Genomic DNA, 25,737 nt, shown 5'->3' on the forward strand with positions numbered 1-25,737 from the left:
CAGCGGGGGACCAGACGCGCCGCACCTGGAGGGTCGTCCGTTGTTCAGCATCACCGTCCGCGATCACATCATGATCGCCCACAGCTTCCACGGCGAGGTCTTCGGGCCCGCTCAGCGGCTGCACGGAGCCACTTTCCTGGTGGACGCCACGTTCCGGCGCGAGCAGCTGGACGAGGACAACATCGTCGTCGACATCGGCCTCGCCACGCGTGAACTCGGTGCCGTCGTCGGGGAGCTGAACTACCGCAACCTCGACAACGAGCCCGACTTCGCCGGTGTCAACACCTCCACCGAGTACCTGGCGAAGGTCGTCGCCGACCGGCTCGCCGAACGCATCCACAAGGGCGCCCTGGGCGAGGGCGCCAAGGGCATCGCCGGTCTCACCGTCACTCTGCACGAGTCCCACATCGCGTGGGCGAGTTACGAGCGTGGCCTGTGACCGACGCGACCATCGACCGGGCCCGGCCCGCGCGCCCACCCGCGCCGGCGAAGGGCCCGGGGAACGGCGGGATCATCCCCATGTCCCTGCGCACCGTGCACTTCGTGATGCCGGGTGGCGTCGACGACCCGGCCGCACCCAGCGGCGGCAACGCCTACGACCGGCGCGTCGGCCTCGACCTGCCCGGCTTCGGCTGGCAGGCGCGGGCACACACCGTGCCCGGCGACTGGCCCCGCCCGGGGCCCGCCGCCCGCACCGAACTCGCCCGCACCCTACGAGAGTTGCCGGACGGGGTCGTCGTACTGATGGACGGCCTGGTGGCGTGCGGCGTGCCCGAGATCGTCGTACCCGAGACGCAGCGGCTGCGGATCGCGGTGCTCGTGCACCTGCCGCTCGGCGACGAGACGGGACTCCTGCCGGCCGTGGCCGCCGAACTCGACGCGAAGGAAGGCGCCGTGCTGCGCGCGGTGCCGAGGGTCGTCGCCACCAGCGACTGGGCCGTACGGCGTCTCGCCGCGCACCACGGTCTCGACCCGAACCGCGTCCACGTCGCCGCGCCCGGCGCCGACATCGCGCCGCTCGCGCCCGGCACCGACGGGGTGTCGCGGCTGCTGTGCGTGGCCGCGGTGACGCCCCGCAAGGGTCAGCAACGGCTGGTCCAGGCACTGACCGAGGTCGCGGACCTGCCGTGGACGTGCGCCTGCGTCGGCGGACTCGGCCAGGACCCCGACTACGTCGCCCACCTGCGCGCGCTCGTCGAACGGCACGGCCTGACCGACCGGTTCGAGCTGACCGGCCCCCGCACCGGGGCGGCGCTCGACGCCAGTTACGCCGCCGCCGACCTCATGGTCCTCGCCTCGTACGCCGAGACATACGGCATGGCGGTCACCGAAGCACTCGCGCGCGGCATCCCCGTGCTGGCCACGGACGTCGGCGGTCTGCCCGAGGCGCTCGGCCGGGCGCCCGACGGCGAGGTGCCCGGCGTTCTCGTCCCGCCGGAGGACCCGGCAGCGCTCGCCGCCGCACTGCGCGGCTGGTTCGAGGAGGCGGACGTACGGCGCCGGCTGAAGGCGGCCGCCCGCGGCAGACGGGCCGCGCTGCGCGGCTGGGCGACGACGGCCCGGAGCCTGGCCGGGGTGCTGCGCCGGCTGCCGGACGAACCGAGGAGGGCGGCATGAGGCACACGGCGTCGGCACAGCGGGACGGCGGCGGGATCCCCGCGCCGCCCGGACCCCGCGAGAACACCGGGAAGGGAGCGGGCGGCGCGGACCGGAACCTCGCCCCGGGACCCGCGGTCGTCGTCCCCGGCGCCGGGCCCGTCACCCTTCCCGGCGAGCGCCCCACCGTACGGCTGAGGGAGGACGGGCCCCGCGAGGCCCCCCGCTACGCGCCCGAGTGGCTGGAGTCGCGGGAGGCGCCGGACGCGGTGGCGCGGTCGCGGGACCTGCTCGATGCGCTGCGGGTCCACCTCGCCGACTCCCCGCACCGGCGCGGCGGTTCGGTCGTCCACGACCTCGGCTGCGGCACCGGCTCCATGGGCCGGTGGCTCGCGCCCCACCTGGACGGCGCCCAGCACTGGGTCCTGCACGACCACGACCCCTACCTCCTGCACTTCGCGGCCGTCGCCTCGCCGCGCGCCGCGGCCGACGGCAGCCCCGTCACCGTCGAGACCCGCCGCGGCGACATCGCCCGCCTCACCCCCGACGCCCTCGCCGGCGCCTCCCTCGTGACCGCGTCCGCGCTGCTCGACGTCCTCACCCGCGAGGAGATCGACACCCTCGCCGCCGCCTGCGCGGGAGCCGGCTGCCCGGCCCTCCTCACGCTGTCCGTCGCCGGCCGGGTCGAACTCACGCCGTCCGACCCGCTGGACGCGGAACTCACCGAGGCGTTCAACGACCACCAGCGGCGGTCCGGTCTGCTCGGGCCCGACGCGGTCGCGGCGGCCTGCGACGCGTTCACCGCGCGGGGCGCCACGGTGCGCCTGGAACCCAGCCCGTGGCGGCTCGGCCCCGGTGAACGGGCCCTGGCCACACAGTGGTTGCGCGGCTGGGTCGCCGCCGCCGTCGAACAACGCCCGGACCTCCGCGAACGCGCCGACCCCTACCTGGAACACCGGCTCGCGGCCTGCGCGGCGGGGGAGTTGGGCGTCGTCGTCCACCACACCGACCTGCTGGCGCTGCCCGGACCGACGGGCGGCGCGTCGTGAACGGGCAGGCGGTGCGGGGCCGGAGTGGCAGCAACGGCGCGTTCGCGGCACGCCGGTTGGCGGTACCGACCGGGGCGGCGGGTCGGCTGGCGGTGCCGACCGGGGCGGCGGGCCGTTTGGCGCTGCCGGACGGGGCAGCGCACCAGCCGACGGCACCGATCGGGACAGCGCCTCGGCCGACGGCACCGGACGGGACAGCGTCTCGGCTGACCGCACCGGCCGGGACGGCCCGACCCCGTCCCGCCGCGCGGCGTCTGCGCACCCACCTCGGCACGGCCGCCGGTGTCGTCATCCTCGGTGTGCTGTTGTGGCGGCTCGGGACGGGAGTGTTCCTGGAAGGGCTGCGGCGGATCGATGCGGCGAGTGTGGCCGTGGCGCTCGGCATCGGGGGCGTCACCACGGTGTGCAGTGCCTGGCGTTGGGCGCTCGTCGCCCGCGGGCTGCGCATCCGGCTGCCGTTCGGCCCGGCCGTCGCCGACTACTACCGCTCCCTGTTCCTGAACGCCGCCCTGCCCGGCGGAGTCCTCGGCGACGTCCACCGCGCGGTGCGGCACGGCCGCAGTGCCGGTGACCTGGGCCGTGGCGTGCGGGCCGTCGTCCTCGAACGGGCCGCGGGGCAGGTCGCGCTGGCCGTCGTCGGCGCCGTGGTGCTGCTGACCTTGCCGTCCCCGGTCCTGGCCGGTGTCCGGCACGCCGCCCCGCTCGTGGCGCTCGGGCTCATGGGCGCGCTCGCCGTCGTCCTCGCCGTCCGCATGAACCGGCCGTCGGCCCGCCGCGGGCGCGTCCTGCGCGCGACGCTCGGTGAGGCGCGCGAAGCTTTGCTGTCCCGCCGCAGCTGGCCCGGTGTCGTCGTGTCGTCCGTCGTCGTACTGGCCGGGCATCTGGCGATGTTCGTGGTGGCGGCCCGCGTCGCCGGTTCCGCCGCGTCCGTCGCGGTGCTGCTGCCGCTCGCCGTGCTGGCGCTGCTGGCGATGGGACTGCCGCTGAACGTGGGCGGCTGGGGCCCTCGGGAGGGCGTCACCGCGTGGGCGTTCGGCGCGGCCGGGCTCGGGGCGGGCAGCGGCCTCACGGTCGCCGTTGTATACGGCGTACTGAGTTTCGTCGCCGGGATGCCGGGGCTGGCGGTGCTCGTCGCCCGCTGGTACGAGGGCCTGCGCCGCGCCGACGGTCAAGACCGGGCGGGAGAGGGATCGTCGTCGGACGTCAGCAGGTTGACATACGCGCCGAAGGAATCCGCGAGGCTCGCCAGGAGTTCCCCGCCCTTTTCCGCGGAGCCCAGGGAAGGACGGCCGATGACACCCGAATCGGTGTAGGCGGACATTCCGACAGTGAGCAGATGACGCCGGTCGTCGGCGACGAAATCGCAGGTCTCATAACCGGGCCGGAGGAATTCGGGATGGGCGTGCAGAAGGACGGAGGTCTCGATTTCCCCCGCGTGCATGTCGGTGAGCAGCGACGTGGCCACCCCGGCCCGCAGCCGCGCCGCCTCCCAGTCCTCGGCCGCCGGGAACAGCGCCATCCGCTCGCCGCGCACACCGGCCTCCTGAACGACGTTGCCCAGGACGTAGTTGCCGCCGTGCCCGTTGACCAGCACCAGGACGTCGACACCGGAACGGCGCAGCGAATCCCCCATGTCCCGTATCACCGCGTGAAGGGTCACCGACGAGATGCTGACGGTCCCGGGCCAGGCCGCGTGCTCGTGCGAGCAGGAGACCGTCACCGGAGGAAGGAGGTGCACCGGGTACCGGGCGGCGATCTCCCTCGCTATCGCGCAGGCGACGAGCGTGTCGGTCGCCAGCGGCAGATACGGGCCGTGCTGCTCGAAGCTCCCGACCGGCAGCACCGCGACCTGCGTGCCGACCCGGGCGCCCCGCTCGCGTACGTCCGCGGTGGTGTCGGTGGGCACCACACCGTGCGCCGGCCCGGCACCGTTCGCCGCCGGTATCGGCCCCCGTGCCGGTGCCGCGCCTGTCTTTGCCGACCGCGTTCCCGAACCACTCATTTCTTCACGGCCTTTCGTCTCTGTTGAGGAACTCAGATCATGACAGAAAACCTTGGCGTCATCGGCAAGAAGTCAGCACCGCGCTCGGGCGTCGAACGCGTCGTGAATGCCCCGTTGCCCACGGTGTACGGAGAATTCCAGGCTGTCGGTTACCTCGATCACGACCGCGGTGACGAGCAAGTCGCGCTGGTTTACGGGAACATCGGCTCGGGCGACGTTCTGACCCGGCTGCATTCGGAGTGCCTGACCGGTGACGCGTTCGGCTCCCAGCACTGCGAGTGCGGCGACCAGTTGGCCTCGGCGCTGCGCGCCGTCGTCGCCGAGGGCAGCGGCGTCGTCGTCTACCTGAGAGGGCACGAGGGCCGGGGCATCGGCCTGCTGGCCAAGCTGCGCGCGATGGCGCTTCAGGCGGAGGGCCTGGACACGGTCGAGGCGAACCTCGCCCTCGGCCTGCCCGTGGACGCCCGCGACTACGGCGTCGCCGCCCGCATCCTCGACGACCTCGGCGTGCGCTCCGTCCGCCTGATGTCCAACAACCCGCGCAAACGGGAGGCGTTGCTCCGCCACGGCATCCAGGTCGCCGAACAGGTGCCCCTGCTGATCCCGCCGTGCGAGAACAACATCACCTACCTGCGCACCAAACGGGAACGCCTCGACCACCACCTGCCCCACCTGGACACGGTGGCCCACTGGTCCTGACACGGACGGGCGCACGGGCCGGCGTCGCCCGTGCGCCGCTTCCGCTCAGTCAGCAGTCGGCAGTCGGCAGTCAGCGGTCCGCAGTCCGCGATCGCCTCAGTCCGAAATCGCCTCGTGCACCAGGCGTTTGAGGTCGCGGAAGACCGTGTGCGAGGACTTCGGGCGGACCTGCGTCATGAACTGGACCGTGAGGTCGCGGCCCGGGTCGACCCAGAACGTCGTGGTCGCGACGCCGCTCCAGCCGTACGTGCCGAGGCCCGACGGCGACTGGGTGCGGGACGGGTCGGTCACCACGGACACGCCGAGCCCGAAGCCGACGCCCTCGTTGCCGGGCTCGTCGTGCGCGGGGCGGCTGCCGACCTCGCGCAGGTCGGCGCCGCCGGGCAGGTGGTTGGAGGTCATGAGGTCCACCGTGCCGGGGGTGAGCAGGCGGACGCCGTCGAGTTCGCCGCGACGGCGCAGCAGTTCCATGAAGCGGTGCATGTCGTATGCGGACGACACCATGCCGCCACTGCCGGACAGGAACCGGGGCCGGCCGCGCAGCGGCAGCCCCGGGATCGGCTCGATGCCGCCGCCGTCGGTCTCGCCGTACAACTCGGCCAGCCGGCCGGCCTTGTCGTCCGGGACGTGGAACCCGGCGTCCGGCATGCCGAGCGGCCGGAAGATCCGCTCGGCGAGGAACTCGTCCAACGGCTGCCCGGAGGCCACCTCGATCACCCGGCCGAGGACGTTGCTGGCGACCGAGTAGTTCCACTCGGTGCCGGGGTCGAACTGCAGCGGCAGGCTCGCGTACACGTCCATCGTCTGCGCCAGGTCCTTGCCCGGCGGCACCGACGACTCCAGTCCCGCCGCCCGGTACAGCGCGTCGACGGGGTGGGTGTGGTAGAAGCCGAAGGTCAGGCCCGCGGTGTGCGTCATCAGGTGGCGCAGCAGGATCGGTTCGGCGGCGGGCCGCGTCCGGACGTCAGTGCCGGAGCCGCCCTCGTACACCCGGGCGTCGGCGAAGACCGGCAGGTGCCGGGCGAGCGGGTCGTCGAGCGACAGCCGGCCCTCCTCCATCAGCATCAGCGCGGCGACCGCGGTGACCGGCTTGGTCATGGAGTAGATCCGCCACAGCGTGTCCGGCTCGACGGGCAGGCCGGCCGCCACGTCCCGCATGCCGTGCGTCGTGAGGTGGGCGACGCGCCCGCCGCGGGCCACGGCCACCAGGAAGCCGGGCAGCCGGCCCTCGTCCACCGCGCCGGCGAAATGCCGGTCCAGGCGGTCCAGCGCCTTCGCGTCCAGACCCACCTCACCCGGGTCCACCTCTTGTCGCAGCTGTCCCATCGTTCTCCTCCGTCACCTTCCAAGGTGCGGTCCGGCATACCCGCGCGCGGGCCCCCTCAGACCTCATCGTGACGCAGGAAACGGCAGACGGGAGCCCCTTCGGAGGACTCCGCCGCAGGCGGAGGGCGCCGAGGGGAGAAAGTGCCGGACCCCTGGGGTGCCGCGTCGGCCGTGGCGGGCGCGACCCGGCGCATCAACCGTCCGCGGCCCGCGGCGCGGTGAGGTAGGCGATCACCATGTCGCCGAGCATCGCGCGGTAGTGGTCGCGCTGGGCGGGGTCGACAAGGTCGCGGCCGTACAGGGCGCCGAACGTGTGCCGGTTGGAGACCCGGAAGAAGCAGAACGCGCTGATCATCGCGTGCAGGTCGACGGCGTCCACGTCGGCCGTGAACAGTCCGGACTCCTGCCCGGCCGCCAGGATGCGGCGCATCACGTCCAGCGCGGGCGAGCCGATGCGGCCGAGCTCCTCGGAGCCGGCGATGTGGGTGGCGCCGTGGATGTTCTCGATGCCGACCAGGCGGATGAAGTCCGGGTGCTGCTCGTGGTGGTCGAACGTGGCCTCGGCGAGGCTTCGGATGGCCGCGACCGGGTCGAGGTGGTCGACGTCGAGCTGCTGCTCGGCGTCCCGGATCACGCCGTAGGCCCGCTCCAGCACGGCCGTGAACAGCTGCTCCTTGCCGCCGAAGTAGTAGTAGATCATCCGCTTCGTGGTGCGGGTGCGGGCGGCGATCTCGTCCACGCGGGCCCCGTCGTAGCCGGCCCGGGCGAACTCCTGCGTCGCCACGTCGAGGATCTCGGCCCTGGTGCGGGCGGCGTCACGAATGCGTCCGCCTTGTCGTGCCGGTTCGTCGACGCTGGTCATCGGGTTCCTTCGGCTGCGGGCGAGGGGCCAGTGGCGGAGATTGTAGAAGCCCGGAGGGCGGGCCGGTGCGGCTCGCCGCGCAGCACGCGGTGCGGGCCGTCACTGGCGGCTGACGGTGCGCGTCACGCCCGCGAGGACGGTGGTGGCGAGGATCCAGCCGGTGATGACGAGGACGTACGACAGGTACTGGCGCCAGCCGTCGGGCGCGAACGCCGCCTCCTGGCCGAAGGAGATCACCGGCAGCAGCAGGTCGAGGGTGTAGAATACCGGGTTGAACTCGGGCGCCTCGGACGCCTTCAGCGCACGCGGGTGGTCGAGGGCGTAGGCGGCGGAGCCCGCGGTCAGCAGGGACAGCAGCCAGCCGGCGGCGCGCAGCGGCCGGAAGCCGTAGCCGACGGTGGCGTCCTGCACGACGCCCCACAGCCGGGCGTACCACGGCAGGGTGCGGCGGTGCCGGCGCTGTTTGGCCAGTTGTACGAGGCGGGCCGCGTCGTCGTCGCCGATGCGGCGGTAGGCGGCGGTCAACTGCTCGTAGGCGTGCGGGACGAAGCCGTCGCGGTCGCGTTCCAGCATCGGCAGGCGGCGCGCCGCCGGTTCGTGCGGGGTGAGCGTCGTGTAGCCGAGCCCGTTGAGCAGCACCTGATCAGGTGTCACATCCGGTTCCCTGAAGAGGACTTCGAGCTGGGAGCGGCGCAGGTTGAGGGTGCCCTCCAGGGCGGGGCCGCGGCGCAGCCACAGTTCGCCGATGGTGGCGCTGCTGGCGCGCAGTGCGGTGCCGCCCGGGTTGGACAGCCGGGTGTACGACAGGTCGAGGCGGCCGGTGACGCGGCTGCCTCGCAGGCCCAGCCAGCCGTTCACGTCGGCCCTCCTGACCAGCACGTCGCCCTCGACGGCGAGGGTCTCGGCGTCGAGGGCACAGCCGCCGGCGTTGTGGAGCCGGGCATCGGAGAGGTTCACCGAGCCGGTGATCTTGGCGCCGTTGAGCCGCACCGGTCCGTCGGCGCGCAGTCCGGGGGCCCACAGGTCGCCCCCGACGACGACCTGGTTGAGCTGGAGCACGGGCGCCGCGGCCTCCGGGGCGTCCGGGGCGGCGAAGGCGGCGCTCTCCAGGTACAGGCTGCCGGAGATCTGCGCCCCGCCGAGCCGCACCCAGCCCAGGAACCGGCAGCGGGTCAGCCGCAGCACGCCGTCCACCGTCATGGCGTGGGCGACCAGGCCGGGCAGCACGGATTCGCTGAGGTTGAGCTCGCGGAACCGGCCGCCGTAGAAGCGGGGCGCCTCCTCGAAGTGGCAGTGCCTGAGGCGCACGGGCTGGTCGACGGTGGCGTACTGGAGGTCGAGTATGCCGGTGACGCGGGCCCCGGCCAGGCTGAGCAGGGGTATCTCCCCGTCCTCCTGGGGGCAGTCGACGAGGAGATGCCGCAACACCGAGGCACGCACGGTGCGTTCGGAACCCCAGTCGGCGCCCCGGTCGACGCCTCGGGCGGCGTCCTGCGTGTCCTCGTGCTCCGGGTCGCGGAAGTCGACGGACTCGCCGCGCGGGAAGGCGCGCCACACGCGCAGTTCGGCCGGTGTCAGGTCGGTGATCTCCATCAGCGGCGACTCTGACCCGGCCGCGCCACGACTGTCAACTGCGGTTTCGCGCCTACGGCTTGATGTTCCACCCGGTGACGACGGGCCTGCCGTGTTCCGTCGACAGCCGGTTGAGGGTGCCCGTCTCGATGCGGAACAGCCGTCCCTCCCTGGGCGGCAGGCCGAGCCGGCGGGCGGTGAGGACGCGCAGGAAGTGCGAGTGGGCGACGAGCAGCACGTCGCCGTCGTCGAGTGCGGGCACCGCGCGGGCGAGGACCCGGTCGGCGCGCCGGCCGACCTGCTCGGGCGATTCGCCCGGCCGGCCCTCCGGGCCGGGCGGTACACCGTCGGTCCACAGGTCCCAGCCGGGCCGGTCGCGGCGGATGCCGGCGGTCGTGATGCCCTCGTAGGCGCCGTAGTCCCACTCGTGCAGGTCCCGGTCGACCAACGCCCCTGCCAGGCCCGCGAGTTCGGCGGTGTGCCGGGCGCGGGCGAGCGGGCTGGTCAGGACGAGTGAGTAGGCCCGTCCGGTGAGCAGCGGGGCGAGGGACCTGGCCTGGTCCTCGCCGCGCGGGGTCAGGGGCAGGTCGGTCCAGCCGGTGTGCCGGCCCGACCTGCTCCACTCCGTCTCACCGTGGCGGACCAGCAGAAGGTCCCCCACGGCGGCTACTCCTTCGCCGACTCGACGGCGTGGCCGCCGAACTGGTTGCGCAGTGCCGCGATCATCTTCATCTGCGGCGAGTCGTCCTGGCGGGAGGCGAACCGCGCGAACAGGGACGCGGTGATCGCGGGCAGCGGGACCGCGTTGTCGATCGCGGCCTCCACCGTCCAGCGTCCCTCACCGGAGTCCTGTGCGTAACCCCGGAGCTTGTCGAGGTGCTCGTCCTCGTCGAGGGCGTTGACCGCGAGGTCGAGCAGCCAGGAGCGGATGACGGTGCCCTCCTGCCAGGAGCGGAAGACCTCCCGGACGTCGGTCACGGAGTCGACCTTCTCCAGCAGCTCCCAGCCCTCGGCGTAGGCCTGCATCATGGCGTACTCGATGCCGTTGTGGACCATCTTCGAGAAGTGTCCGGCGCCGACCTTGCCCGCGTGGACGTAGCCGTAGGGGCCCTCGGGCTTGAGCGCGTCGAAGACCGGGCGGAGCCGGTCGACGTGTTCGGTGTCGCCGCCGACCATCAGGGCGTAGCCGTTCTCCAGGCCCCACACGCCGCCCGAGACGCCGGCGTCGACGAAGCCGATGCCCTTGGCGCCGAGTTCGGCGGCGTGCTTCTCGTCGTCGCTCCAGCGGGAGTTGCCGCCGTCGACGACGGTGTCGCCGGGCTCCAGCAGGCCGCCGAGTTCGTCGACGACGGACTGGGTGGCGGCGCCGGCCGGGACCATCACCCACACGGTGCGCGGCGCGTCGAGCCGCTCGACGAGTTCGGCGAGGCTGCCCACGTCGGAGAGGTCGGGGTTGCGGTCGTAGCCGACGACGGTGTGGCCGGCGCGGCGGATCCGCTCGCGCATGTTGCCACCCATCCTGCCCAGACCGATCAGACCCAGCTGCATGTCAGTTCACTTCCTTGAGCGTGCGGTACGCGGCCACGAGGGCGGCGGTGGACGGGTCGAGGCCCGGTACGTCGGCGCCCTCGGTGAGGGCGGGTTCGACGCGCTTGGCGAGGACCTTGCCGAGCTCGACGCCCCACTGGTCGAAGGAGTCGATGTTCCAGACGGCGCCCTGCACGAACACCTTGTGCTCGTAGAGCGCGATCAGCTGGCCGAGGACGGACGGCGTCAGCTCGCGGGCCAGGATCGTGGTCGTCGGGTGGTTGCCCCGGAACGTGCGGTGCGGCACCTGCTCCTCGGGCACGCCCTCGGCACGGACCTCGTCGGCGGTCTTGCCGAAGGCGAGCGCCTGGCCCTGAGCGAACAGGTTCGCCATCAACAGGTCGTGCTGCGCGGCCAGTTCGTCACCCAGTTCGGCGACGGGGCGGGCGAAGCCGATCAGGTCGGCCGGGATCAGCCTGGTGCCCTGGTGGATCAACTGGTAGTAGGCGTGCTGCCCGTTGGTGCCCGGCGTGCCCCACACGACCGGGCCGGTCTGCCACTGCACCGGCCGGCCCTCGCGGTCCACCGACTTGCCGTTGGACTCCATGTCGAGCTGCTGGAGGTAGGCGGTGAACCTGGACAGGTAGTGGCTGTACGGCAGCACCGCGTGCGACTGGGCGCCCAGGAAGTTGCCGTACCAGATCCCCAGCAGGCCGAGGATCAGCGGGGCGTTGGCCTCCGCCGGGGCGGCGCGGAAGTGCTCGTCGACGATGCGGAAGCCGTCGAGCATCTCCCGGAACCGGTCCGGGCCGATGGCGATCATCAGGGACAGGCCGATCGCCGAGTCGAACGAGTAGCGTCCGCCGACCCAGTCCCAGAACTCGAACATGTTCGCCGTGTCGATGCCGAACCCGGCGACCTTCTCCGCGTTGGTCGACAGGGCGACGAAGTGCTTCGCGACCGCCTTCTCGTCGCCGCCCAGGCCGTCCAGCAGCCAGGAGCGGGCCGACGTCGCGTTGGTGATCGTCTCGATCGTGGTGAACGTCTTGGACGCCACGACGAACAGCGTCTCCGCCGGGTCCAGGTCCCGCACGGCCTCGTGCAGGTCGGCCCCGTCCACGTTCGACACGAAGCGGAACGTCAAGTCCCGGGCCGTGTACGCCCGCAGCGCCTCGTAGGCCATGGCGGGGCCGAGGTCGGAGCCGCCGATGCCGATGTTGACGACGTTCCTGATCCGCCGGCCGGTGTGGCCGGTCCACTCGCCGGAGCGGACCCGGTCCGCGAAGCCGGTCATCCGGTCGAGGACGGCGTGGACCTTCGGCACGACGTTCTCGCCGTCGACCTCGATCACGGCGTCCGCCGGGGCGCGCAGCGCGGTGTGCAGCACCGCGCGGTCCTCGGTGGTGTTGATCCGCTCGCCGTCGAACATGGCGTCGCGCAGCCCGAACACGTCGGCCGCGGCGGCGAGTTCCTGGAGCAGGGCGAGCGTCTCGTCGGTGACGAGGTTCTTCGAGTAGTCGACGCGCAGGTCGCCGACGTGCACGACGTACCGCTCCGCGCGGGAGGGGTCCGCCGCGAACAGCTCACGCAGGTCCGGGTGGAGCAGCGGCCCGGCCCGGTGGTCCTCCAGGGCCGTCCACTCGGGGCGCCGGGTGAGCTCGGGGGTGTCAGACATGTGCGGGAGTCTCCTTGGTGCCCTCGCCCCGCAGGGCGACGGCGTACATCTCGTCCGCGTCGAGGCGCCGCAGCTCCTCGGCGATCAGTTCGGAGGTGGTGCGGACCTTCAGCGCGAGGGTGCGCGAAGGCTGGCCGGGCAGGGCCAGCGTGGCCAGCGGGCCCTCGGGACGGTCGATGACGATCTCGCCGCGAGCGGTGCCCAGCCGGACGCCCGTGACCACCGGTCCGGCGGTCTCTACCCGGTCCACGCGCACGCCCAGCCGGGCCTCGAGCCAGCGGGCCAGCAGTTCGGCGCTCGGGTTGTCCGCCTCGCTCTCCACGGCCGCCGAGGTGATCTCCATGCGGGCCTGGTCGAGGGCGGCCGCCAGCATCGAACGCCACGGCGTCAGACGCGTCCAGGCCAGGTCGGTGTCACCGGGCGCGTACGACCGCAGCCGCGCCTCCAGTGCGTCCAGTGGACGCTCGACCGCATACATGTCGGTGATGCGTCGCTGCGCGAGAGCGCCCAGCGGGTCCTTCGCCGGGTTCTCCGGCGCGTCCACCGGCCACCACACGACGACCGGCGCGTCCGGCAGCAGCAGCGGCAGCACCACCGAGTCGGCGTGCTCCGACACCTCGCCGTACATGCGCAGCACGACGGTCTCGCCGGTGCCCGCGTCGGCGCCGACGCGCACCTCGGCGTCCAGGTGGGAGCGGGTGCGGTCGCGCGGGGTGCGGGCGTGCCGCTTGATGACGACCAGGGTGCGGGAGGGGTGCTCGTGCGAGGCCTCCTCCGCGGCCTTGATCGAGTCGTAGGCGTTCTCCTCGTCCGTGACGATCACCATCGTCAGGACCATGCCCACGGCGGGCGTGCCGATGGCGCGGCGGCCCTGCACCAAGGCCTTGTTGATCTTGCTTGACGTGGTGTCGGTCAGATCGATCTTCATGGCCTGCGCCAGCTCCGTCCGTCTCGTGCGAGCATCTCGTCGGCTTCCCGGGGACCCCAGGTGCCGGAGGCGTACTGCGCGGGCCTGCCGTGCGCGGCCCAGTACTCCTCGACCGGGTCGAGGATCCTCCAGGACTCTTCCACCTCCTGGTGACGCGGGAACAGGTTCGCGTCACCCAGCAGGACGTCCAGGATGAGCCGCTCGTACGCCTCCGGGCTGGACTCCGTGAACGACTCGCCGTAGGCGAAGTCCATCGTCACGTCCCGGATCTCCATCGACGTGCCCGGCACCTTCGAACCGAACCGGACCGTCATGCCCTCGTCGGGCTGGACGCGGATGACGACCGCGTTCTGCCCGAGTTCCTCGGTGGCCGTGGAGTCGAACGGGGAGTGCGGGGCCCGCTGGAACACCACCGCGATCTCGGTGACCCGCCGGCCCAGCCGCTTGCCGGTGCGCAGGTAGAACGGGACTCCCGCCCAGCGGCGGTTGTCGACGTGCAGCTTGATCGCCGCGTACGTGTCCGTCGTGGAGGCCGGGTCGATGCCCTCCTCCTGAAGGTAGCCGCGCACCTGCTCGCCGCCCTGCCAGGCGGGCGCGTACTGACCGCGGACCGTATGCAGTCCGAGGTCGTCCGGAAGCTTCACCGCCCGGAACACCTTCAGCTTCTCGGTGAGCAGCGACGCCGCGTCGAAGGAGGCGGGCTCCTCCATCGCGGTGAGCGCCATCAGCTGCAGCAGGTGGTTCTGGATGACGTCGCGGGCGGCGCCGATGCCGTCGTAGTAGCCGGCCCGGCCGCCGATGCCGATGTCCTCGGCCATCGTGATCTGCACGTGGTCGACGTACGACCGGTTCCAGATCGGCTCGAACATCTGGTTCGCGAACCGCAGCGCCAGGATGTTCTGGACGGTCTCCTTGCCCAGGTAGTGGTCGATGCGGAACACCTGGTCCGGCTCGAACACCTCGTGCACGATCGCGTTCAGGTCGCAGGCGCTGTCCAGGTCGTGACCGAACGGCTTCTCGATGACCGCGCGCCGCCACGCACCCTCCGGCGCGTCCGCCAGACCGTGCTTCTTCAACTGCTGCACGACCTTCGGGAAGAACTTCGGCGGCACCGACAGGTAGAAGGCGTAGTTGCCGCTCGTGCCGCGCGAGGCGTCCAACTCCTCCACCGCGGAGCGCAGTTGCTTGAACGCCGTGTCGTCGTCGAAGTCGCCGGGGATGAACCGCATGCCCTCCGCGAGCTGCTGCCACACCTCCTCGCGGAACGGCGTACGGGCGTGCTCGCGGACCGCGTCGTGCACGACCTCGGCGAAGTCCTGGTTCTCCCAGTCCCGCCGGGCGAACCCGACGAGGGAGAAACCCGGCGGCAGCAGGCCCCGGTTGGCCAGGTCGTACACGGCCGGCATCAGCTTCTTGCGGGACAGGTCGCCGGTGACGCCGAAGATGACGAGCCCGGACGGCCCGGCGATCCGCGGCAGCCGCCGGTCGCGCGGATCGCGCAGCGGGTTCACCCGGGCCCCCGCCGGGACGACTTCCGGCCTCTCCCCGGCCGCGCCGGTCGCCGACGGCTGGGCCACGGCGGGCGATGCGGCGCCGGCGGGTGCCTCGGCGCCGGAGCCGGCCTTCCGGCCCTGGGCAGCCCTGGTCGTGCCGGCGGCCTTCGCGGCCCCGGACTCGGTGGGCTTCTTGCTCATTCCGCGTCAACTCCCTTGCTGTTCAGGGACTTCGTGACCGCGTCCAGCAGCTCCTGCCACGCCGCCTCGAACTTGGCGACGCCCTCGTTCTCCAGCTGCGCGACGACCTCCTCGTAGGAGATGCCGAGCCGCTCGACGGCCGCCAGGTCGGCGCGGGCCTGCGCGTAGCCGCCGGTCACCGTGTCGCCCCGGACCCGGCCGTGGTCGGCGGTGGCGTTCAGCGTCGCCTCCGGCATCGTGTTCACGGTGCCGGGCGCGACCAGTTCCTCCACGTACAGGGTGTCCTTGTACGCCGGATCCTTCACCCCGGTCGACGCCCACAGCGGACGCTGCCGGTTGGCACCGGCCGTGGCGAGCGCGGTGAAACGGTCGCCGGCGAAGACCTCCTCGTACGCCTCGTAGGCGAGCTGCGCGTTCGCCAGCGCCGCCCGGCCCTTCAGGCCGAGGGCCTCGTCCGTGCCCAGCAGCGTCAGCCGCTTGTCGATCTCGCTGTCGACGCGGGAGACGAAGAAGGAGGCCACCGAGTGCAGGCCCGCCAGGTCGATGCCGGCGGCCCGCGCCTTCTCCAGGCCGGCGAGGTAGGCGTCCATGACCTCGCGGTAGCGCTCCAGCGAGAAGATCAGCGTGACGTTGACGCTGATGCCGGCGCCGATCACCTCGGTGATCGCCGGGAGCCCGGCCCGCGTCGCCGGAATCTTGATCATCACGTTGGGGCGGTCGACCAGCCAGGCGAGCTGCCGGGCCTCGGCGATCGTCGCCGCCGTGTCGTGGGCCAGGCGCGGGTCGACCTCGATGGACACGCGGCCGTCACGACCGTCCGTCGCCTCGTATACCGGATACAGGACATCGGCTGCGGCGCGGACGTCGGCGGTCGTCATCATGCGGACGGCCTCGTCCACGGTCACGCCCCGCACCGCCAGGTCGGCGAGCTGCTCCTCGTAACCCTCGCCGGAGCCGATCGCGGCCTGGAAGATCGACGGGTTGGTCGTCACGCCGACCACCTGGCGGCGCTCGATCAGCTCGGCGAGGTTGCCGGACGTGATGCGGCTGCGCGACAGGTCGTCCAGCCAGATCGACACGCCCTCGTCGGCCAGGCTCCTGAGGGCTCCCGCGCTCGCGGTCGCTTCGGTCACAGTGATCATCTTCTTTCTGGCGATCGGATCAACCGCGCGCGGCGGCGAAGGATTCCCGGGCGGCCGCGACGACGTTCTCGGGGGGGAACCCGTACTCGGCGCACAGGGTGGCGGTGTCCGCGGACGCGCCGAAGTGCTCGAGGGAAACGATCCGTCCTGCGTCACCCACGAACCGGTACCACGTCAGGGCCACGCCCGGCCCGACCGCAACGCGGGCCCGCACGGACGGCGGAAGGACCCGGTCGCGGTATGCGCGACGGCCCGCCCTCTCCGGATCGGCCGGGTCGTGACGCATCACTTCCTGAAAGATCGTGTACGTGGCGGGAGCCACGCTCGTCGCGGTGCCGGGGTGCCCGTTCCCGACCCGCTGCCTCTGAGCCGGGCTCTGCGCGCTCATCTTCAAGAGATCCTTGATCACGGCCGTGTACTCGTCTTTTGCGTTCAAAACTAAAAGTCTGACTTTTTCGGGGGAAGGTCTGCCTGTGTCAGCCTGTGGTGAAAGTGGGACACCGACTGCGCGACCGAGGCGGCACGATAACGACATGGCGGACAGAAACCCGCAAGGCGACGACGGCGCCGGGATCAGAACCTTCCCCTTCCCTGTCGACCGGAGCGTGTGCGGCGTGGGCATGCAGGTCGCCCCGATGGGCGACCACCGGTGGCACGCCGACGCGCCGCTGGACCGCGTGCACCGCATCGACTTCCACGTCGTGATGCTGATCGACGCCGGACCCGTACGGCACATGATCGACTTCGCCGAGTACGAGGCACGGGCCGGCGAACTGCTGTGGATCCGCCCGGGACAGGTCCACCGCTTCGCCACGGGCGGCGAGTACCGCGGAACCGTCCTGACCATGCAACCCGGCTTCCTGCCCCGCTCCACCGTCGAGGCCACCGGCCTGTACCGCTACGACCTGCCGCCCCTGCTCCGCCCCGACGAGGCGCAGCTCGCCGGGCTCCGCGACGGCCTCGCCCAGCTGCGCCGCGAGTACGAGGACGCCGGCACGCTGCCCCTCAGCCTGCACACGGCGGTACTGCGGCACACGCTGACCGCGTTCCTGCTGCGCCTCGCCCACCTCGCGGCCAGCTCGGCGGAGGCGGAACGGCGGCGGGCGGACACCACGTTCACGCTGTTCAGGGACGCGGTGGAGGAAGGTTTCGCCAGCAATCACAGCGTCAGCGCCTACGCCGACGGGCTGGGCTACTCCCGCCGCACCCTGGTCCGCGCGGTGCGCGCCGCGACCGGCGAGACGCCCAAGGCCTTCATCGACAAGCGGGTCGTCCTGGAGGCCAAACGCCTCCTCGCCCACACCGACCTGCCCATCGGCAGGGTCGGCGCGGCGGTCGGCTTCCCGGACGCGGCCAACTTCTCCAAGTTCTTCCACCAGCACACGGACGCGACGCCGGCGGTGTTCCGGGCGGAGCTGCGGGGGAGGTGAGCCCGGCCGGACGGGGGGCGGGGGCACGGGCGGCCGGGCACGGAGCTGCGCGCCAGGGGCGGTCCGCGAGGCAGGGGTGGTGGGGGAGGCGGGGCGGTGCGCGAGGCAGGGGCCAGGGGGAGGCGGGGGGTGCGGGCACATGGCGCCGGGGGCGGCCCTCGGTGTGAGGACCGCCCCCGGCGCCGTACCGCGAGGAGGAAGGCAACCGGCCGTTCAGCGGCCGAAAGTGAACCAGTTGACGTTCACGAAGTCGGCGGGCTGGCCGCTGGTGAACGTCAGATAGACGTCGTGCGTGCCCGTCACCGAGCTGATGTTCGCCGGGATCGTCCGCCACGACTGCCAGCCGCCCGTGTTGCCCACCGCGAAACTGCCGATGGGCGCGTTGCTGCGGCTGTCGAGCCGGACCTCCACCAGACCGCTGACGCCGGACGCGGCACCGCTCGCCACCCGGGCGCTGAACTGCCGGGCCGCCGTGGAGCCGAAGTCGACCCCCTTGAACAGGGCCCAGTCGCCGCCTGCGATCGCGCCGATGTTCCGCCCGCCGCCGGTGTCGCTGGTGCCCTCCGTGATCAGACCGGACTGGCTGTCGAACGACTCGGCCTGGACGGTGCCGTACGCGTCCCGGCTGCCGCCGCTCGGCGGAGGCGTGGTACCGCTCCCACCGGCCGACAGCACCTGGACGTAGTCGACGAGCATCGAGTGGCCGGGCTGGGTGCCGGCGTCCGGGCCGCCGCCGAAGGCGTCCGGGAAACCGCCGCCCATCGCGACGTTGAGGATGATGTAGTAGCCGTGGTTCGTGGCGTTCGCCCACGTCGTCGCGTCGAGCTGACTCTCGCGCACCGTGTGGAAGTTGACGCCGTCCAGGTAGAAGCGGATCTCCTCGACGCTGGAGGAGCGGTCCCACTCCATGCGGTACGTGTGGAAGCCCGCCTGGCAGGTCGTGCCGGAGCACGTCGTGTTGCCGCCGATGCCGGAGGTCTCGTTGCACGGTCCGCCGGGCGAGGTGCCGCAGTGCATCGTGGCGAACACCGTGTTCATCCCGTTGGTGTTCTCCATGATGTCCAGCTCACCGACGGACGGCCAGTTCCAGTAGTTGCCGCGGTAGGGCGCGCCGAGCATCCAGAACGCCGGCCAGTAGCCCTTGGCGGCGGCACCCGTCACGTTCGGGACCTGGATACGGGCCTCGACGCGCAGCTTGCCGCCCGCCGGGGGCTGGAAGTCGGTGCGGTTGGTCTCGATGCGGCCCGACGTCCAGTTGCCGGCCGCGTCGCGGCGCGGGGTGATGCGGAGGTTGCCGCTGCCGTCCAGCGAGACGTTGCTCGTGCTGGACGTCATCGTCTCCTTCTCGCCGGTGCCCCAGTTGGCGGGGCCGCCGGGATAGCCGGTGCCGGTCGCGTACTGCCAGTTGGCGGTGTTGACGCCGGAGCCCGCCGCGCCGTTGAAGTCGTCGACGAAGACCTGCGTCCAGCCCGACGGGGGAGGGGGCGCGGCGGCGATGGCGGTCGGGGAGGCGGCCGTGGCCGCCGCGGCGGCGAGGCCGAGGGTGGTCGCGGCGGCGACGAGGGCACGGCGGAAGGACCGCCGTCTGCCGCGCGCGCCGGGAGAATCGCTCATGTGGGGGCGCCTTTCGGGTACGGGGGTGCGGGGGATGCGGGTGCGGGGAGTGTGGATGCGGGTTCAGGTGCAGGGTGTCTTACGGCTGCAGCGCTGACTGAGAGCGCTCTCAAACGCGAGTAATGTGCTCCCGGGCGGCCCCGTCGTCAAGAGGTGAAACCGAGAAAGTCCTGTGCGGGGTGGGCGGGTTCAGGCGATGAACCCCGTGGACGCGGCGGAGGTCCCTGCCCCTTCCCGGTGGAGTATCCGGAACCCGGAAGCGAGTTGTGCGGATGCTGTGACCGGGATTCCCACGAAGAATTAAGGAACCGGGAAACCTCCAGGTCGGCATGGGGTTTCTGCTCGTCCTGACGTCTTTCGTTCGCCTGCCCGACATTCGCGGTTCGCCCGGCGCGCCTGGGATGCGGAAGCAAGGTGCGAGAGAGAGGTGGCACGGTGCGAGACCCGCGTATGTCCGCGATCGGGAAGGGCCTCAAGCGGCGGGGGAGGCTCATGATGCAGGCGGTCAGCCCGCCGCGCCGCACCCTCGACGCCGTCCCGGGACCCCGCCGCGCCCAGGACGCCGCCCAGGGCCGCTACACCGCGCCCCGGGCGCCGCGCCTGGTCGAGTCCCCGGTGTTCGTGCTGTCCTCGGTACGCTCCGGCTCCACCCTGCTGCGGGTCCTGCTCAACAGCCACAGCCGTGTCCGCGCCCCGCACGAGATGCACCTGCGCACCGTGCACGTCCACCTGTCCAGGGACTTCACCGCCGACGCCATGCGGGCGCTCGAACTCGACAAGGACGAGCTCGAACACGTGCTGTGGGACCGGGTGCTGCACCTCGAACTCACTCGCAGCGGCAAGGACGTCATCGTCGACAAGACCCCGCCCAACACCCTCATCTGGCCCCGGCTGCAGCGATGTTGGCCCGACGCGCGCTACGTCCTGCTGCTGCGTCACCCGGCCGCCGTCGTCGCTTCCCTCACCGACCGCCGCGCCGACCCCGACCACGCGGCCATCCTCGACGAGGTCCTGCGCTACAGCGAGAAGCTGGAGGAGGCCCGCCGCGCCCTGGCCCCCCACGTCATCACCTACGAGGACCTCACCGCCGAACCGGAACGGGTCACCCGGGGCCTCTGCGACTACCTGGGTGTCCCCTGGGAGCCCGGCATGCTCGACTACGGCAGCAAGGACCACGGCACGTTCCGCCCGCAGCTCGGCGACTGGTCCAGCACCATCAGGTCCGGCCGCATCCAGGCCGCCCGCACGGCCGACCCGGCGGTGCTTCCGGCGCGACTGAGGGAACTGGCGCGGGTGTGGGGGTATCCGGACGACGGGGCGAAGTGACCCATGACCCGTGACCCATGACCATGACTCGTGATCCGAGTCGGAGCTTTCCTCCCCCCCGGCGACAATGAACTCCCATGGACCGCCTGCTGCACCTCGACCGCACGCTCGACGAACTGGACCCGCCTCGCTGGGCGCCTCCTGGCTCGGATGCAACGGGTCTGGTGCGAAGAGTGCATGAGCTACGGCGGATTCCGCTGGGCGAACTGGGGCCGGCGGATCTGCGTACGCTCATCTCCCAGCAGGTGGCACTGCCCTACGTCCTTCCCCTCGCGGTGCGCCTGCTGCTCGAGGAGCCGATGCTTGACGCCCACTACTACGAGGGCGACCTGCTGCTCGCCACGGTGAACGTCCCTGCTTCGGCCTGGGCTCCGTTCCCGGACCTCGCGACACGGCTGCGCACCGTGATGAAAACCCTGCCGGAGGCAGCACTGGCCGACCTGCCCCACGGCTCCGCCGAGGAGCTCGCCCGCTACGTCGCTCGCCCCAACGCGCTTCGCTGACGGGGTTCGGAGTCCGCGGCTACCATGTCAGGCCGGGAAGGGCAGCGTAAGTGCCTTGCCTCGCAAGCGATCTGACGGTGCGACAGGGAGGTCGTCGTGTACCTGAGCGTCCCCTTCGAGGACGGCGAGGTCTTCGTCGTCGAGTTGTCCGACGAACAGGGTTCCGGGGTGATCCGGGCGAGTCGCGGTGACGACCTCTTCGAGACCTCCGCCGATACGTTCGAGTCGGGCATGGCCCGGGTGCAGCGGGTGGCCGCCACGATGCTGGAGCGGCTCGCGGATCTGCCGCGCAGCCCCGATCACGTCCGTGCGGAGTTCGGACTACGGGTGACCGCGGAGGCGGGCCTGGTCGTGGCGAAGGGATCCGGGGAGGCGCACATCAGGTTGGAACTGGAGTGGAACCGCCCGGAAGGCGGCACATGACGCCGAGGGGCGAGCCGGGTTCCGCGTGGGAACGCGGGACGGCCCGGGTCCTGCACAACGGCTGCCCGGTCGGGGTGGCGTTCTTGATCCCCGACAGGCTGTTGCTGACGTGCGCCCACGTCGTCGCCTCCACCGCGGGGCTCCCGGCTGACGAACCGCTGCCGGATCTTCTTCCGGTCACGCTCGACTTCCCACTGCTGCCAGGGCGGCCCGCGGCGCGGGCCTCCGTGCACTTCAGCGTGCCCGTCGCCGATGACAGCAGCGGCGATGTCGCCGTCCTGCAACTGGACGACGAGCCCCCGTCGGGTGCCGTACCCCTGCGGATCGTGGAGGCGGAGGACCTGGCCGGGCACCGCTGGCGGGCCTTCGGTTTCCCGAGATTTCCGGGCCGGGGCGGCAGCAAGGATGCCGGGATCTGGAGCCGGGGCACCGTCGAGGGCCGTGAGGGAACCGGTTGGTGGCAGCTGACCTGCGACGCGGACGTGCCCTTCCCGCTCGCCGGAGGCTTCAGCGGGGCGCCGGTGTGGGACGAGGCATACGGCGGTGTCATCGGCGTCGTCGTCGCCGTCGAGGGAGACCAGCGGCGCCGGACCGGTTACGCCCTCACGGTGGAGTCCCTCACCCGGGAGTGGCCCCAACTCCGCAGAAGGCTGCTGGCGGACAGCCCGTACCGCGAACTGCTGTCGTTCACCGAGCGCGACCGCGCCGTCTTCCACGGCCGTACGAACGAGACACAGCGGTTGATCGAACTCCTCGAGCAACAGCAGGTCCCCGTCCTGCCCGTGCTCGGACCCTCTGGCGTCGGCAAGTCCTCGCTGGTCGGCGCCGGCCTGCTCGGACACCTCGACAGCGACCGGTACGTGATCGCCCGCCTGCCCCTCGGGCTGCGCCTCACCGCCGAGGAGTTGCTGGCCTGGGCCCTCGCCTCGGCGGGGGACGCGGACACCATGCAGACGGGATGGCACGATCACTGGTCGGCGCTGGCCCGGCAGCTCACCGACGAGCAGGGCATCCGTCTTGCCGTGGAGCGGATACTGGCCCGCCGCGGCGGGCGCTCCCGGCTGCTGCTGGTGGCCGACCAGTTCGAAACGCTGCTCGCGGACGCGCCCGACACAGCACGGCGGCTGGACGCCGTACTCGGGGTATTGACTGCTCGTCGCACGGACGGCAGTCGCTCCGCCCAGGCCGTGGTGGTGGCCCGGATCGATTACCTCTCGCAGATCGAGCGGCTCCCGCATCTCCGCGCAGCATGGGACGCCACCTCCGCGGTGGTCCAGCCGATGACGCGGACGCAGCTGCGGGAGGCGATCACCCGTCCGCTGGAGAGGCACGCGGGGGTCCGGTTCGCCGACGGCCTGGTCGAGCGACTGCTGCAGGACACCCCGCCCGGTCCGGCCGCGCTGCCGATGCTGGAGTACACCCTGAGCCGTCTGTGGGAACGGCAGGAGCGCGGGTGGCTGACCACCGCCGCGTACCAGGAACTCGGCGGCGTGGAGGGAGCCCTGGCGAAGGACGCGGACAGCAGGCTGTGGGACCGGGTGGACGGGGCCGAGCGGCAGGCGCTGGAGCGGATCTTCATCCAGCTGGTACGTCCCGGCGAGCAACTGGACGCCGGCGAGCGCGGCCCGGACACCCGCAGGGTCGCCGCCCGCACCGAATTCTCCGAGAGCGACTGGGCGTTGATCCACCGGCTGGCCAGTACGCGGCTGGTCGTGGTCACGCGCCGGCCGACGGGGCGGGACACCGCGGAACTCGCCCACCAGGCACTGGTGGAGAAGTGGCCGCAACTGCAACGCTGGGTCGAGGAGAACGGGGAGTTCCGCAGATGGCAGGAAGGGCTGCGCCGGTCCTTGCGGGCATGGCAGGAGCAGGGCCGCCCGCAGGCACTGGCGCTCAGCCGGGAACAGATCACGCAGGCGCGGCGGTGGATCGGCGAACGCGGCGCCGAAGTACCCGTCGAAGAAACCGAGTTCGTCGAGGCCAGTGCTCAGGTCCAGCAGCGTCGCGCCCGTCGGCGCCGGCTGTCCCTCGCGGGTTTCGCCGTGCTCACGGTACTGGCTGTTGTGGCGGTCCTTCTGGCCACCCGCAACGCCCGCGACAGCAGTGAGCAGCGAGCCCTGGCCGCCGGCCGGAGCCTGACGGAGCAGAGCCGGCAGCAGGCCAACGCCGACCCGGCCCTGGCGGCCCGCCTCGCCCTGGCCGCTCAGCACATCTCCCCGACTCCGCACACCCGTGCGCAGCTCCTGTCCACGGTGTACTCGCCCGTGCGGACGACCCTCACGGGGCATTCCAAAGCGGTGGAGTCGGTCGCCTTCAGCCCGGACGGCAAGACCCTCGCGACCAGCGGTGACGACGGCACGGCACGGCTGTGGGACGTGGCGGGGCGCCGGGAACGGGCCTCGCTCGACGGCCGCAGCAGCCAGGTGCACACGGTGACGTTCAGCCCGGACGGCAGGACCCTCGCCACCAGCCACGACGGGTGGGAAGTACGACTGTGGGACGCCCGCACCCGAAAGCCGCACGCCGTCCTGGCCCGCGCCGGAAGCCCGGTCCTCTTCAGCCCGGACGGAGGCACGGTCGCCACCGGAGGCGATCGGGGAAAGGTCCTGCTCTGGGACGCCCGTACTCATCGGAAGATCGACGAACTCCGGGTGCACCGCAGCGACGACGGCGCCCTGCCCCACCACCTGGCGTTCAGCCCGGACGGCGCGACCCTCGCCGTCACCGTCTTCGGCTTCCGCACCAGCAAGAGCGACCAGTCCGAGGTTCAGCTCTGGGACGTGCGGGACAAGCGGCGCACGGCCACGCTGAAAGGCCACACGGCACAGGTGACTTCGCTGGCGTTCAGCCCGGACGGCCAGATGCTGGCCACGGGGGCGAGCGATTCCACGGCGCGCCTGTGGGACGTCCGTGGCCACCGCCCACTGGCCACGTTCACGGGCCACAGCAACACCGTGTGGGCCGTGGCGTTCAGCCCGGACGGCCGGACCCTGGCGAGCGGAAGCCATGACCGTTCCATCTGGCTGTGGGACGTGGCGGAGCGCGCGGCCGTGACCGTGCTGAACAGCCACACCGGGGCTGTGAACGCACTCGCGTTCAGCCCGGACGGCGCCATACTGGCCAGCGGGTCCGCGGATGCCACTGTCCGGCTGTGGGGCATGCGGGTCGGGCGACCGCTCACCACGATAGCCACGGACAGTCCGCCACGACAGAAAGTGATCTCGCCACCGCAAGCCGTGTACAGCCCGAACGGGAAGGTGCTGGCGGTCAGTGACGACACCGGGGTCGTCCGCTTGTACGAGGCCCGTACGCGGCGCCTGCTGGGCCGGCTGACCGGGCACAGCGGCGAGGTGAGCTCCGTACGGTTCAGCCCGGACGGCAGGTTCGTCGCCGCGAGCGGCCACGACAGTCCGGATGTCGTCCTGTGGGACGCGCGCACGCATCGTCGCCTCGCCTCACTCGCAGGCCACAGCAGGCCTGTGCAGTCCGTCAGCTTCAGCCCGGACAGCCGCACTCTCGCCACCAGCAGTTACATCGACGGGACGACCCGCTTGTGGAACGTACGGACCCGTTCGGAGCTGGCGTCCATTGCCGCGGGGGCCGGCTGGACGGCCTTCAGCCCGGACGGCAGGATCCTTGTGACCGGTGGCTTTCAGTCCTCGTCCGTGCTCCTGATGGACGTCCGGACCCACCGCCGTCTCGGCACCCTCGACGCGGTCAACAAGTCGATCCACTCCGTCGCCTTCAGCCGGGACGGCGGCACCCTCGCCATGGCGAGCGGTGACGGCAGGCTCAGGCTGTGGGACGTCAGCAGTCGCCGCCTCACGACGACGCTCGAGGGGCACACCGACATGGCGCAGTCGGTCTCCTTCACCCCGGACGGGAAAACCCTCGTCAGCAGTGGCCGGGACGGCGCGGTGCGACTCTGGGACGCGCGCACTCACCGTCGGCTCGCCACCCTCACGGGCCACACCGGCGTCGTCTGGTCGGCCGTCGTCAGCCCGGACGGACGGACCCTGGCGACGTTCGGTGACGACCGCACCATTCGCCTCTGGGACATCGAGACCCACCGGCAGTTGGCCCTGTACACCGGTCACACCAGTCCCGTGGACTCGGCCTCCTTCTCCCCGGACGGCAAGACCCTCGTCACCGGAAGCTCCGATCTGACCGTACGGCTGTGGGACACCCACGCCTTCCGCGACCTCGCCGTTCTCACCGACCGGGCGTGCACGATCGCGGGCAGGTCCCTGACCGAACGGGAATGGGACCGCTACGTTCCCGACGGAATCGCGTACCACCACATCTGTCCCTGAGCCGCGGCCGACGCCATTGGCGGTCGGTGAGGGCTGAGGCGCGGAGTGATCCGGCC

At 71.9% G+C, this 25,737-nt stretch carries 20 protein-coding genes and 3 pseudogenes; 10 read left to right on the forward strand and 13 right to left on the reverse strand.

Annotated features, from left to right (window positions below):
* The first annotated feature begins 40 nt into the window (after window positions 1-40).
* The 4 genes from ACZ7D7_RS16055 (at window position 41) to ACZ7D7_RS16070 (ending at window position 3,958) form a co-directional block, all read left to right on the forward strand.
* Window positions 41-439 (forward strand): 6-pyruvoyl trahydropterin synthase family protein, encoded by a 399-nt coding sequence (locus tag ACZ7D7_RS16055; protein WP_470824906.1) that lies wholly within the window; start codon window positions 41-43, stop codon window positions 437-439.
* Entirely contained in the window at window positions 436-1,617 is a 1,182-nt protein-coding gene (locus ACZ7D7_RS16060) for a glycosyltransferase family 4 protein (protein ID WP_470824907.1), read from the forward strand. Before ACZ7D7_RS16055 ends, ACZ7D7_RS16060 begins: the two co-directional genes overlap by 4 nt.
* Complete coding sequence (locus ACZ7D7_RS16065; protein ID WP_470824908.1) at window positions 1,614-2,645, forward strand: methyltransferase domain-containing protein; 1,032 nt, start codon at window positions 1,614-1,616, stop codon at window positions 2,643-2,645. Before ACZ7D7_RS16060 ends, ACZ7D7_RS16065 begins: the two co-directional genes overlap by 4 nt.
* 158 nt (window positions 2,646-2,803) lie before the next feature.
* Window positions 2,804-3,958: a lysylphosphatidylglycerol synthase transmembrane domain-containing protein gene (locus tag ACZ7D7_RS16070; RefSeq protein WP_470825334.1), complete on the forward strand. Its 1,155-nt coding sequence runs from the start codon at window positions 2,804-2,806 to the stop codon at window positions 3,956-3,958.
* Here ACZ7D7_RS16070 and ACZ7D7_RS16075 read toward each other — a convergent pair.
* Window positions 3,928-4,647: pseudogene (locus tag ACZ7D7_RS16075) on the reverse strand (creatininase family protein); the annotation flags it as partial. The gene ACZ7D7_RS16070 and the pseudogene ACZ7D7_RS16075 sit on opposite strands and share 31 nt — an antisense overlap.
* 39 nt (window positions 4,648-4,686) lie before the next feature.
* Here ACZ7D7_RS16075 and ribA point away from each other — a divergent pair.
* Window positions 4,687-5,346, forward strand: a complete 660-nt coding sequence (gene ribA / locus ACZ7D7_RS16080) for a GTP cyclohydrolase II (RefSeq protein WP_470824909.1) — start codon at window positions 4,687-4,689, stop codon at window positions 5,344-5,346.
* 96 nt (window positions 5,347-5,442) lie between these two features.
* Here ribA and ACZ7D7_RS16085 read toward each other — a convergent pair whose 3' ends face one another.
* The 11 genes and pseudogenes from ACZ7D7_RS16085 to ACZ7D7_RS16135 all read right to left on the reverse strand — a co-directional run.
* Window positions 5,443-6,672 (reverse strand): serine hydrolase domain-containing protein, encoded by a 1,230-nt coding sequence (locus ACZ7D7_RS16085; protein WP_470824910.1) that lies wholly within the window; start codon window positions 6,670-6,672, stop codon window positions 5,443-5,445.
* A gap of 193 nt (window positions 6,673-6,865) precedes the next feature.
* On the reverse strand, window positions 6,866-7,534 hold the full coding sequence (locus ACZ7D7_RS16090) for a TetR/AcrR family transcriptional regulator (protein WP_470824911.1): 669 nt from the start codon (window positions 7,532-7,534) through the stop codon (window positions 6,866-6,868).
* Window positions 7,535-7,633: 99 nt separating this feature from the next.
* The gene (locus ACZ7D7_RS16095) at window positions 7,634-9,127 is read right to left on the reverse strand and encodes a membrane-associated oxidoreductase (RefSeq protein ID WP_470824913.1); all 1,494 of its coding nucleotides are present in this window, start codon (window positions 9,125-9,127) and stop codon (window positions 7,634-7,636) included.
* Window positions 9,128-9,179: 52 nt separating this feature from the next.
* Window positions 9,180-9,767, reverse strand: a complete 588-nt coding sequence (locus ACZ7D7_RS16100) for a histidine phosphatase family protein (protein WP_470824914.1) — start codon at window positions 9,765-9,767, stop codon at window positions 9,180-9,182.
* 5 nt (window positions 9,768-9,772) lie between these two features.
* Window positions 9,773-10,654, reverse strand: coding sequence for a phosphogluconate dehydrogenase (NAD(+)-dependent, decarboxylating) (gene gnd / locus ACZ7D7_RS16105; RefSeq protein WP_470824915.1), 882 nt, complete (start codon window positions 10,652-10,654; stop codon window positions 9,773-9,775).
* 1 nt (window position 10,655) lies between these two features.
* Window positions 10,656-12,308 (reverse strand): glucose-6-phosphate isomerase, encoded by a 1,653-nt coding sequence (gene pgi / locus ACZ7D7_RS16110; RefSeq protein ID WP_470824916.1) that lies wholly within the window; start codon window positions 12,306-12,308, stop codon window positions 10,656-10,658.
* Window positions 12,301-13,236: a glucose-6-phosphate dehydrogenase assembly protein OpcA gene (gene opcA, locus ACZ7D7_RS16115; RefSeq protein ID WP_470824917.1), complete on the reverse strand. Its 936-nt coding sequence runs from the start codon at window positions 13,234-13,236 to the stop codon at window positions 12,301-12,303. The genes pgi and opcA overlap by 8 nt, the downstream gene beginning before the upstream one ends.
* Window positions 13,233-14,930, reverse strand: a complete 1,698-nt coding sequence (gene zwf, locus ACZ7D7_RS16120) for a glucose-6-phosphate dehydrogenase (RefSeq protein WP_470824918.1) — start codon at window positions 14,928-14,930, stop codon at window positions 13,233-13,235. The genes opcA and zwf overlap by 4 nt, the downstream gene beginning before the upstream one ends.
* Entirely contained in the window at window positions 14,927-16,072 is a 1,146-nt protein-coding gene (tal, locus tag ACZ7D7_RS16125; RefSeq protein ID WP_470824920.1) for a transaldolase, read from the reverse strand. The genes zwf and tal overlap by 4 nt, the downstream gene beginning before the upstream one ends.
* 19 nt (window positions 16,073-16,091) lie before the next feature.
* Window positions 16,092-16,319, reverse strand: a pseudogene (locus tag ACZ7D7_RS16130) (transketolase-like TK C-terminal-containing protein); the annotation flags it as partial.
* Between the two features lie 12 nt (window positions 16,320-16,331).
* Window positions 16,332-16,694, reverse strand: a pseudogene (locus tag ACZ7D7_RS16135) (hypothetical protein); the annotation flags it as partial.
* On the opposite strand from ACZ7D7_RS16135, the gene ACZ7D7_RS16140 reads away from it, so the two are divergent.
* Window positions 16,606-17,502 (forward strand): helix-turn-helix domain-containing protein, encoded by an 897-nt coding sequence (locus tag ACZ7D7_RS16140; RefSeq protein ID WP_470824921.1) that lies wholly within the window; start codon window positions 16,606-16,608, stop codon window positions 17,500-17,502. The pseudogene ACZ7D7_RS16135 and the gene ACZ7D7_RS16140 overlap by 89 nt on opposite strands.
* A gap of 213 nt (window positions 17,503-17,715) precedes the next feature.
* Here ACZ7D7_RS16140 and ACZ7D7_RS16145 read toward each other — a convergent pair whose 3' ends face one another.
* Window positions 17,716-19,116, reverse strand: coding sequence for a glycoside hydrolase family 16 protein (locus ACZ7D7_RS16145; protein ID WP_470824922.1), 1,401 nt, complete (start codon window positions 19,114-19,116; stop codon window positions 17,716-17,718).
* Between the two features lie 450 nt (window positions 19,117-19,566).
* Between ACZ7D7_RS16145 and ACZ7D7_RS16150 the strand changes: the two genes are divergently transcribed.
* From ACZ7D7_RS16150 to ACZ7D7_RS16165, 4 genes are all read left to right on the forward strand, one after another.
* Complete coding sequence (locus tag ACZ7D7_RS16150) at window positions 19,567-20,442, forward strand: sulfotransferase family protein (RefSeq protein WP_470824923.1); 876 nt, start codon at window positions 19,567-19,569, stop codon at window positions 20,440-20,442.
* A gap of 77 nt (window positions 20,443-20,519) precedes the next feature.
* Entirely contained in the window at window positions 20,520-20,945 is a 426-nt protein-coding gene (locus ACZ7D7_RS16155; RefSeq protein ID WP_470824924.1) for a contact-dependent growth inhibition system immunity protein, read from the forward strand.
* Window positions 20,946-21,041: 96 nt separating this feature from the next.
* Window positions 21,042-21,368, forward strand: coding sequence for a CU044_2847 family protein (locus ACZ7D7_RS16160; RefSeq protein WP_470824925.1), 327 nt, complete (start codon window positions 21,042-21,044; stop codon window positions 21,366-21,368).
* Entirely contained in the window at window positions 21,365-25,681 is a 4,317-nt protein-coding gene (locus ACZ7D7_RS16165; RefSeq protein WP_470824926.1) for an nSTAND1 domain-containing NTPase, read from the forward strand. The genes ACZ7D7_RS16160 and ACZ7D7_RS16165 overlap by 4 nt, the downstream gene beginning before the upstream one ends.
* Window positions 25,682-25,737: the final 56 nt, after the last annotated feature.

This window comes from Streptomyces sp. NPDC037054 (assembly GCF_055606745.1).

Bases quoted from the DNA above. Each gene is read 5' to 3' on its own strand.
- ACZ7D7_RS16065 (WP_470824908.1), top strand. From the start codon at position 1,614: ATGAGGCACACGGCGTCGGCACAGCGGGACGGCGGCGGGATCCCCGCG.
- ribA (WP_470824909.1), top strand. From the start codon at position 4,687: ATGACAGAAAACCTTGGCGTCATCGGCAAGAAGTCAGCACCGCGCTCG.
- ACZ7D7_RS16085 (WP_470824910.1), bottom strand. From the start codon at position 6,672: ATGGGACAGCTGCGACAAGAGGTGGACCCGGGTGAGGTGGGTCTGGAC.
- ACZ7D7_RS16090 (WP_470824911.1), bottom strand. From the start codon at position 7,534: ATGACCAGCGTCGACGAACCGGCACGACAAGGCGGACGCATTCGTGAC.
- ACZ7D7_RS16095 (WP_470824913.1), bottom strand. From the start codon at position 9,127: ATGGAGATCACCGACCTGACACCGGCCGAACTGCGCGTGTGGCGCGCC.
- gnd (WP_470824915.1), bottom strand. From the start codon at position 10,654: ATGCAGCTGGGTCTGATCGGTCTGGGCAGGATGGGTGGCAACATGCGC.
- pgi (WP_470824916.1), bottom strand. From the start codon at position 12,308: ATGTCTGACACCCCCGAGCTCACCCGGCGCCCCGAGTGGACGGCCCTG.
- opcA (WP_470824917.1), bottom strand. From the start codon at position 13,236: ATGAAGATCGATCTGACCGACACCACGTCAAGCAAGATCAACAAGGCC.
- zwf (WP_470824918.1), bottom strand. From the start codon at position 14,930: ATGAGCAAGAAGCCCACCGAGTCCGGGGCCGCGAAGGCCGCCGGCACG.
- tal (WP_470824920.1), bottom strand. From the start codon at position 16,072: ATGATCACTGTGACCGAAGCGACCGCGAGCGCGGGAGCCCTCAGGAGC.
- ACZ7D7_RS16140 (WP_470824921.1), top strand. From the start codon at position 16,606: ATGGCGGACAGAAACCCGCAAGGCGACGACGGCGCCGGGATCAGAACC.
- ACZ7D7_RS16145 (WP_470824922.1), bottom strand. From the start codon at position 19,116: ATGAGCGATTCTCCCGGCGCGCGCGGCAGACGGCGGTCCTTCCGCCGT.
- ACZ7D7_RS16150 (WP_470824923.1), top strand. From the start codon at position 19,567: ATGTCCGCGATCGGGAAGGGCCTCAAGCGGCGGGGGAGGCTCATGATG.
- ACZ7D7_RS16155 (WP_470824924.1), top strand. From the start codon at position 20,520: ATGGACCGCCTGCTGCACCTCGACCGCACGCTCGACGAACTGGACCCG.
- ACZ7D7_RS16165 (WP_470824926.1), top strand. From the start codon at position 21,365: ATGACGCCGAGGGGCGAGCCGGGTTCCGCGTGGGAACGCGGGACGGCC.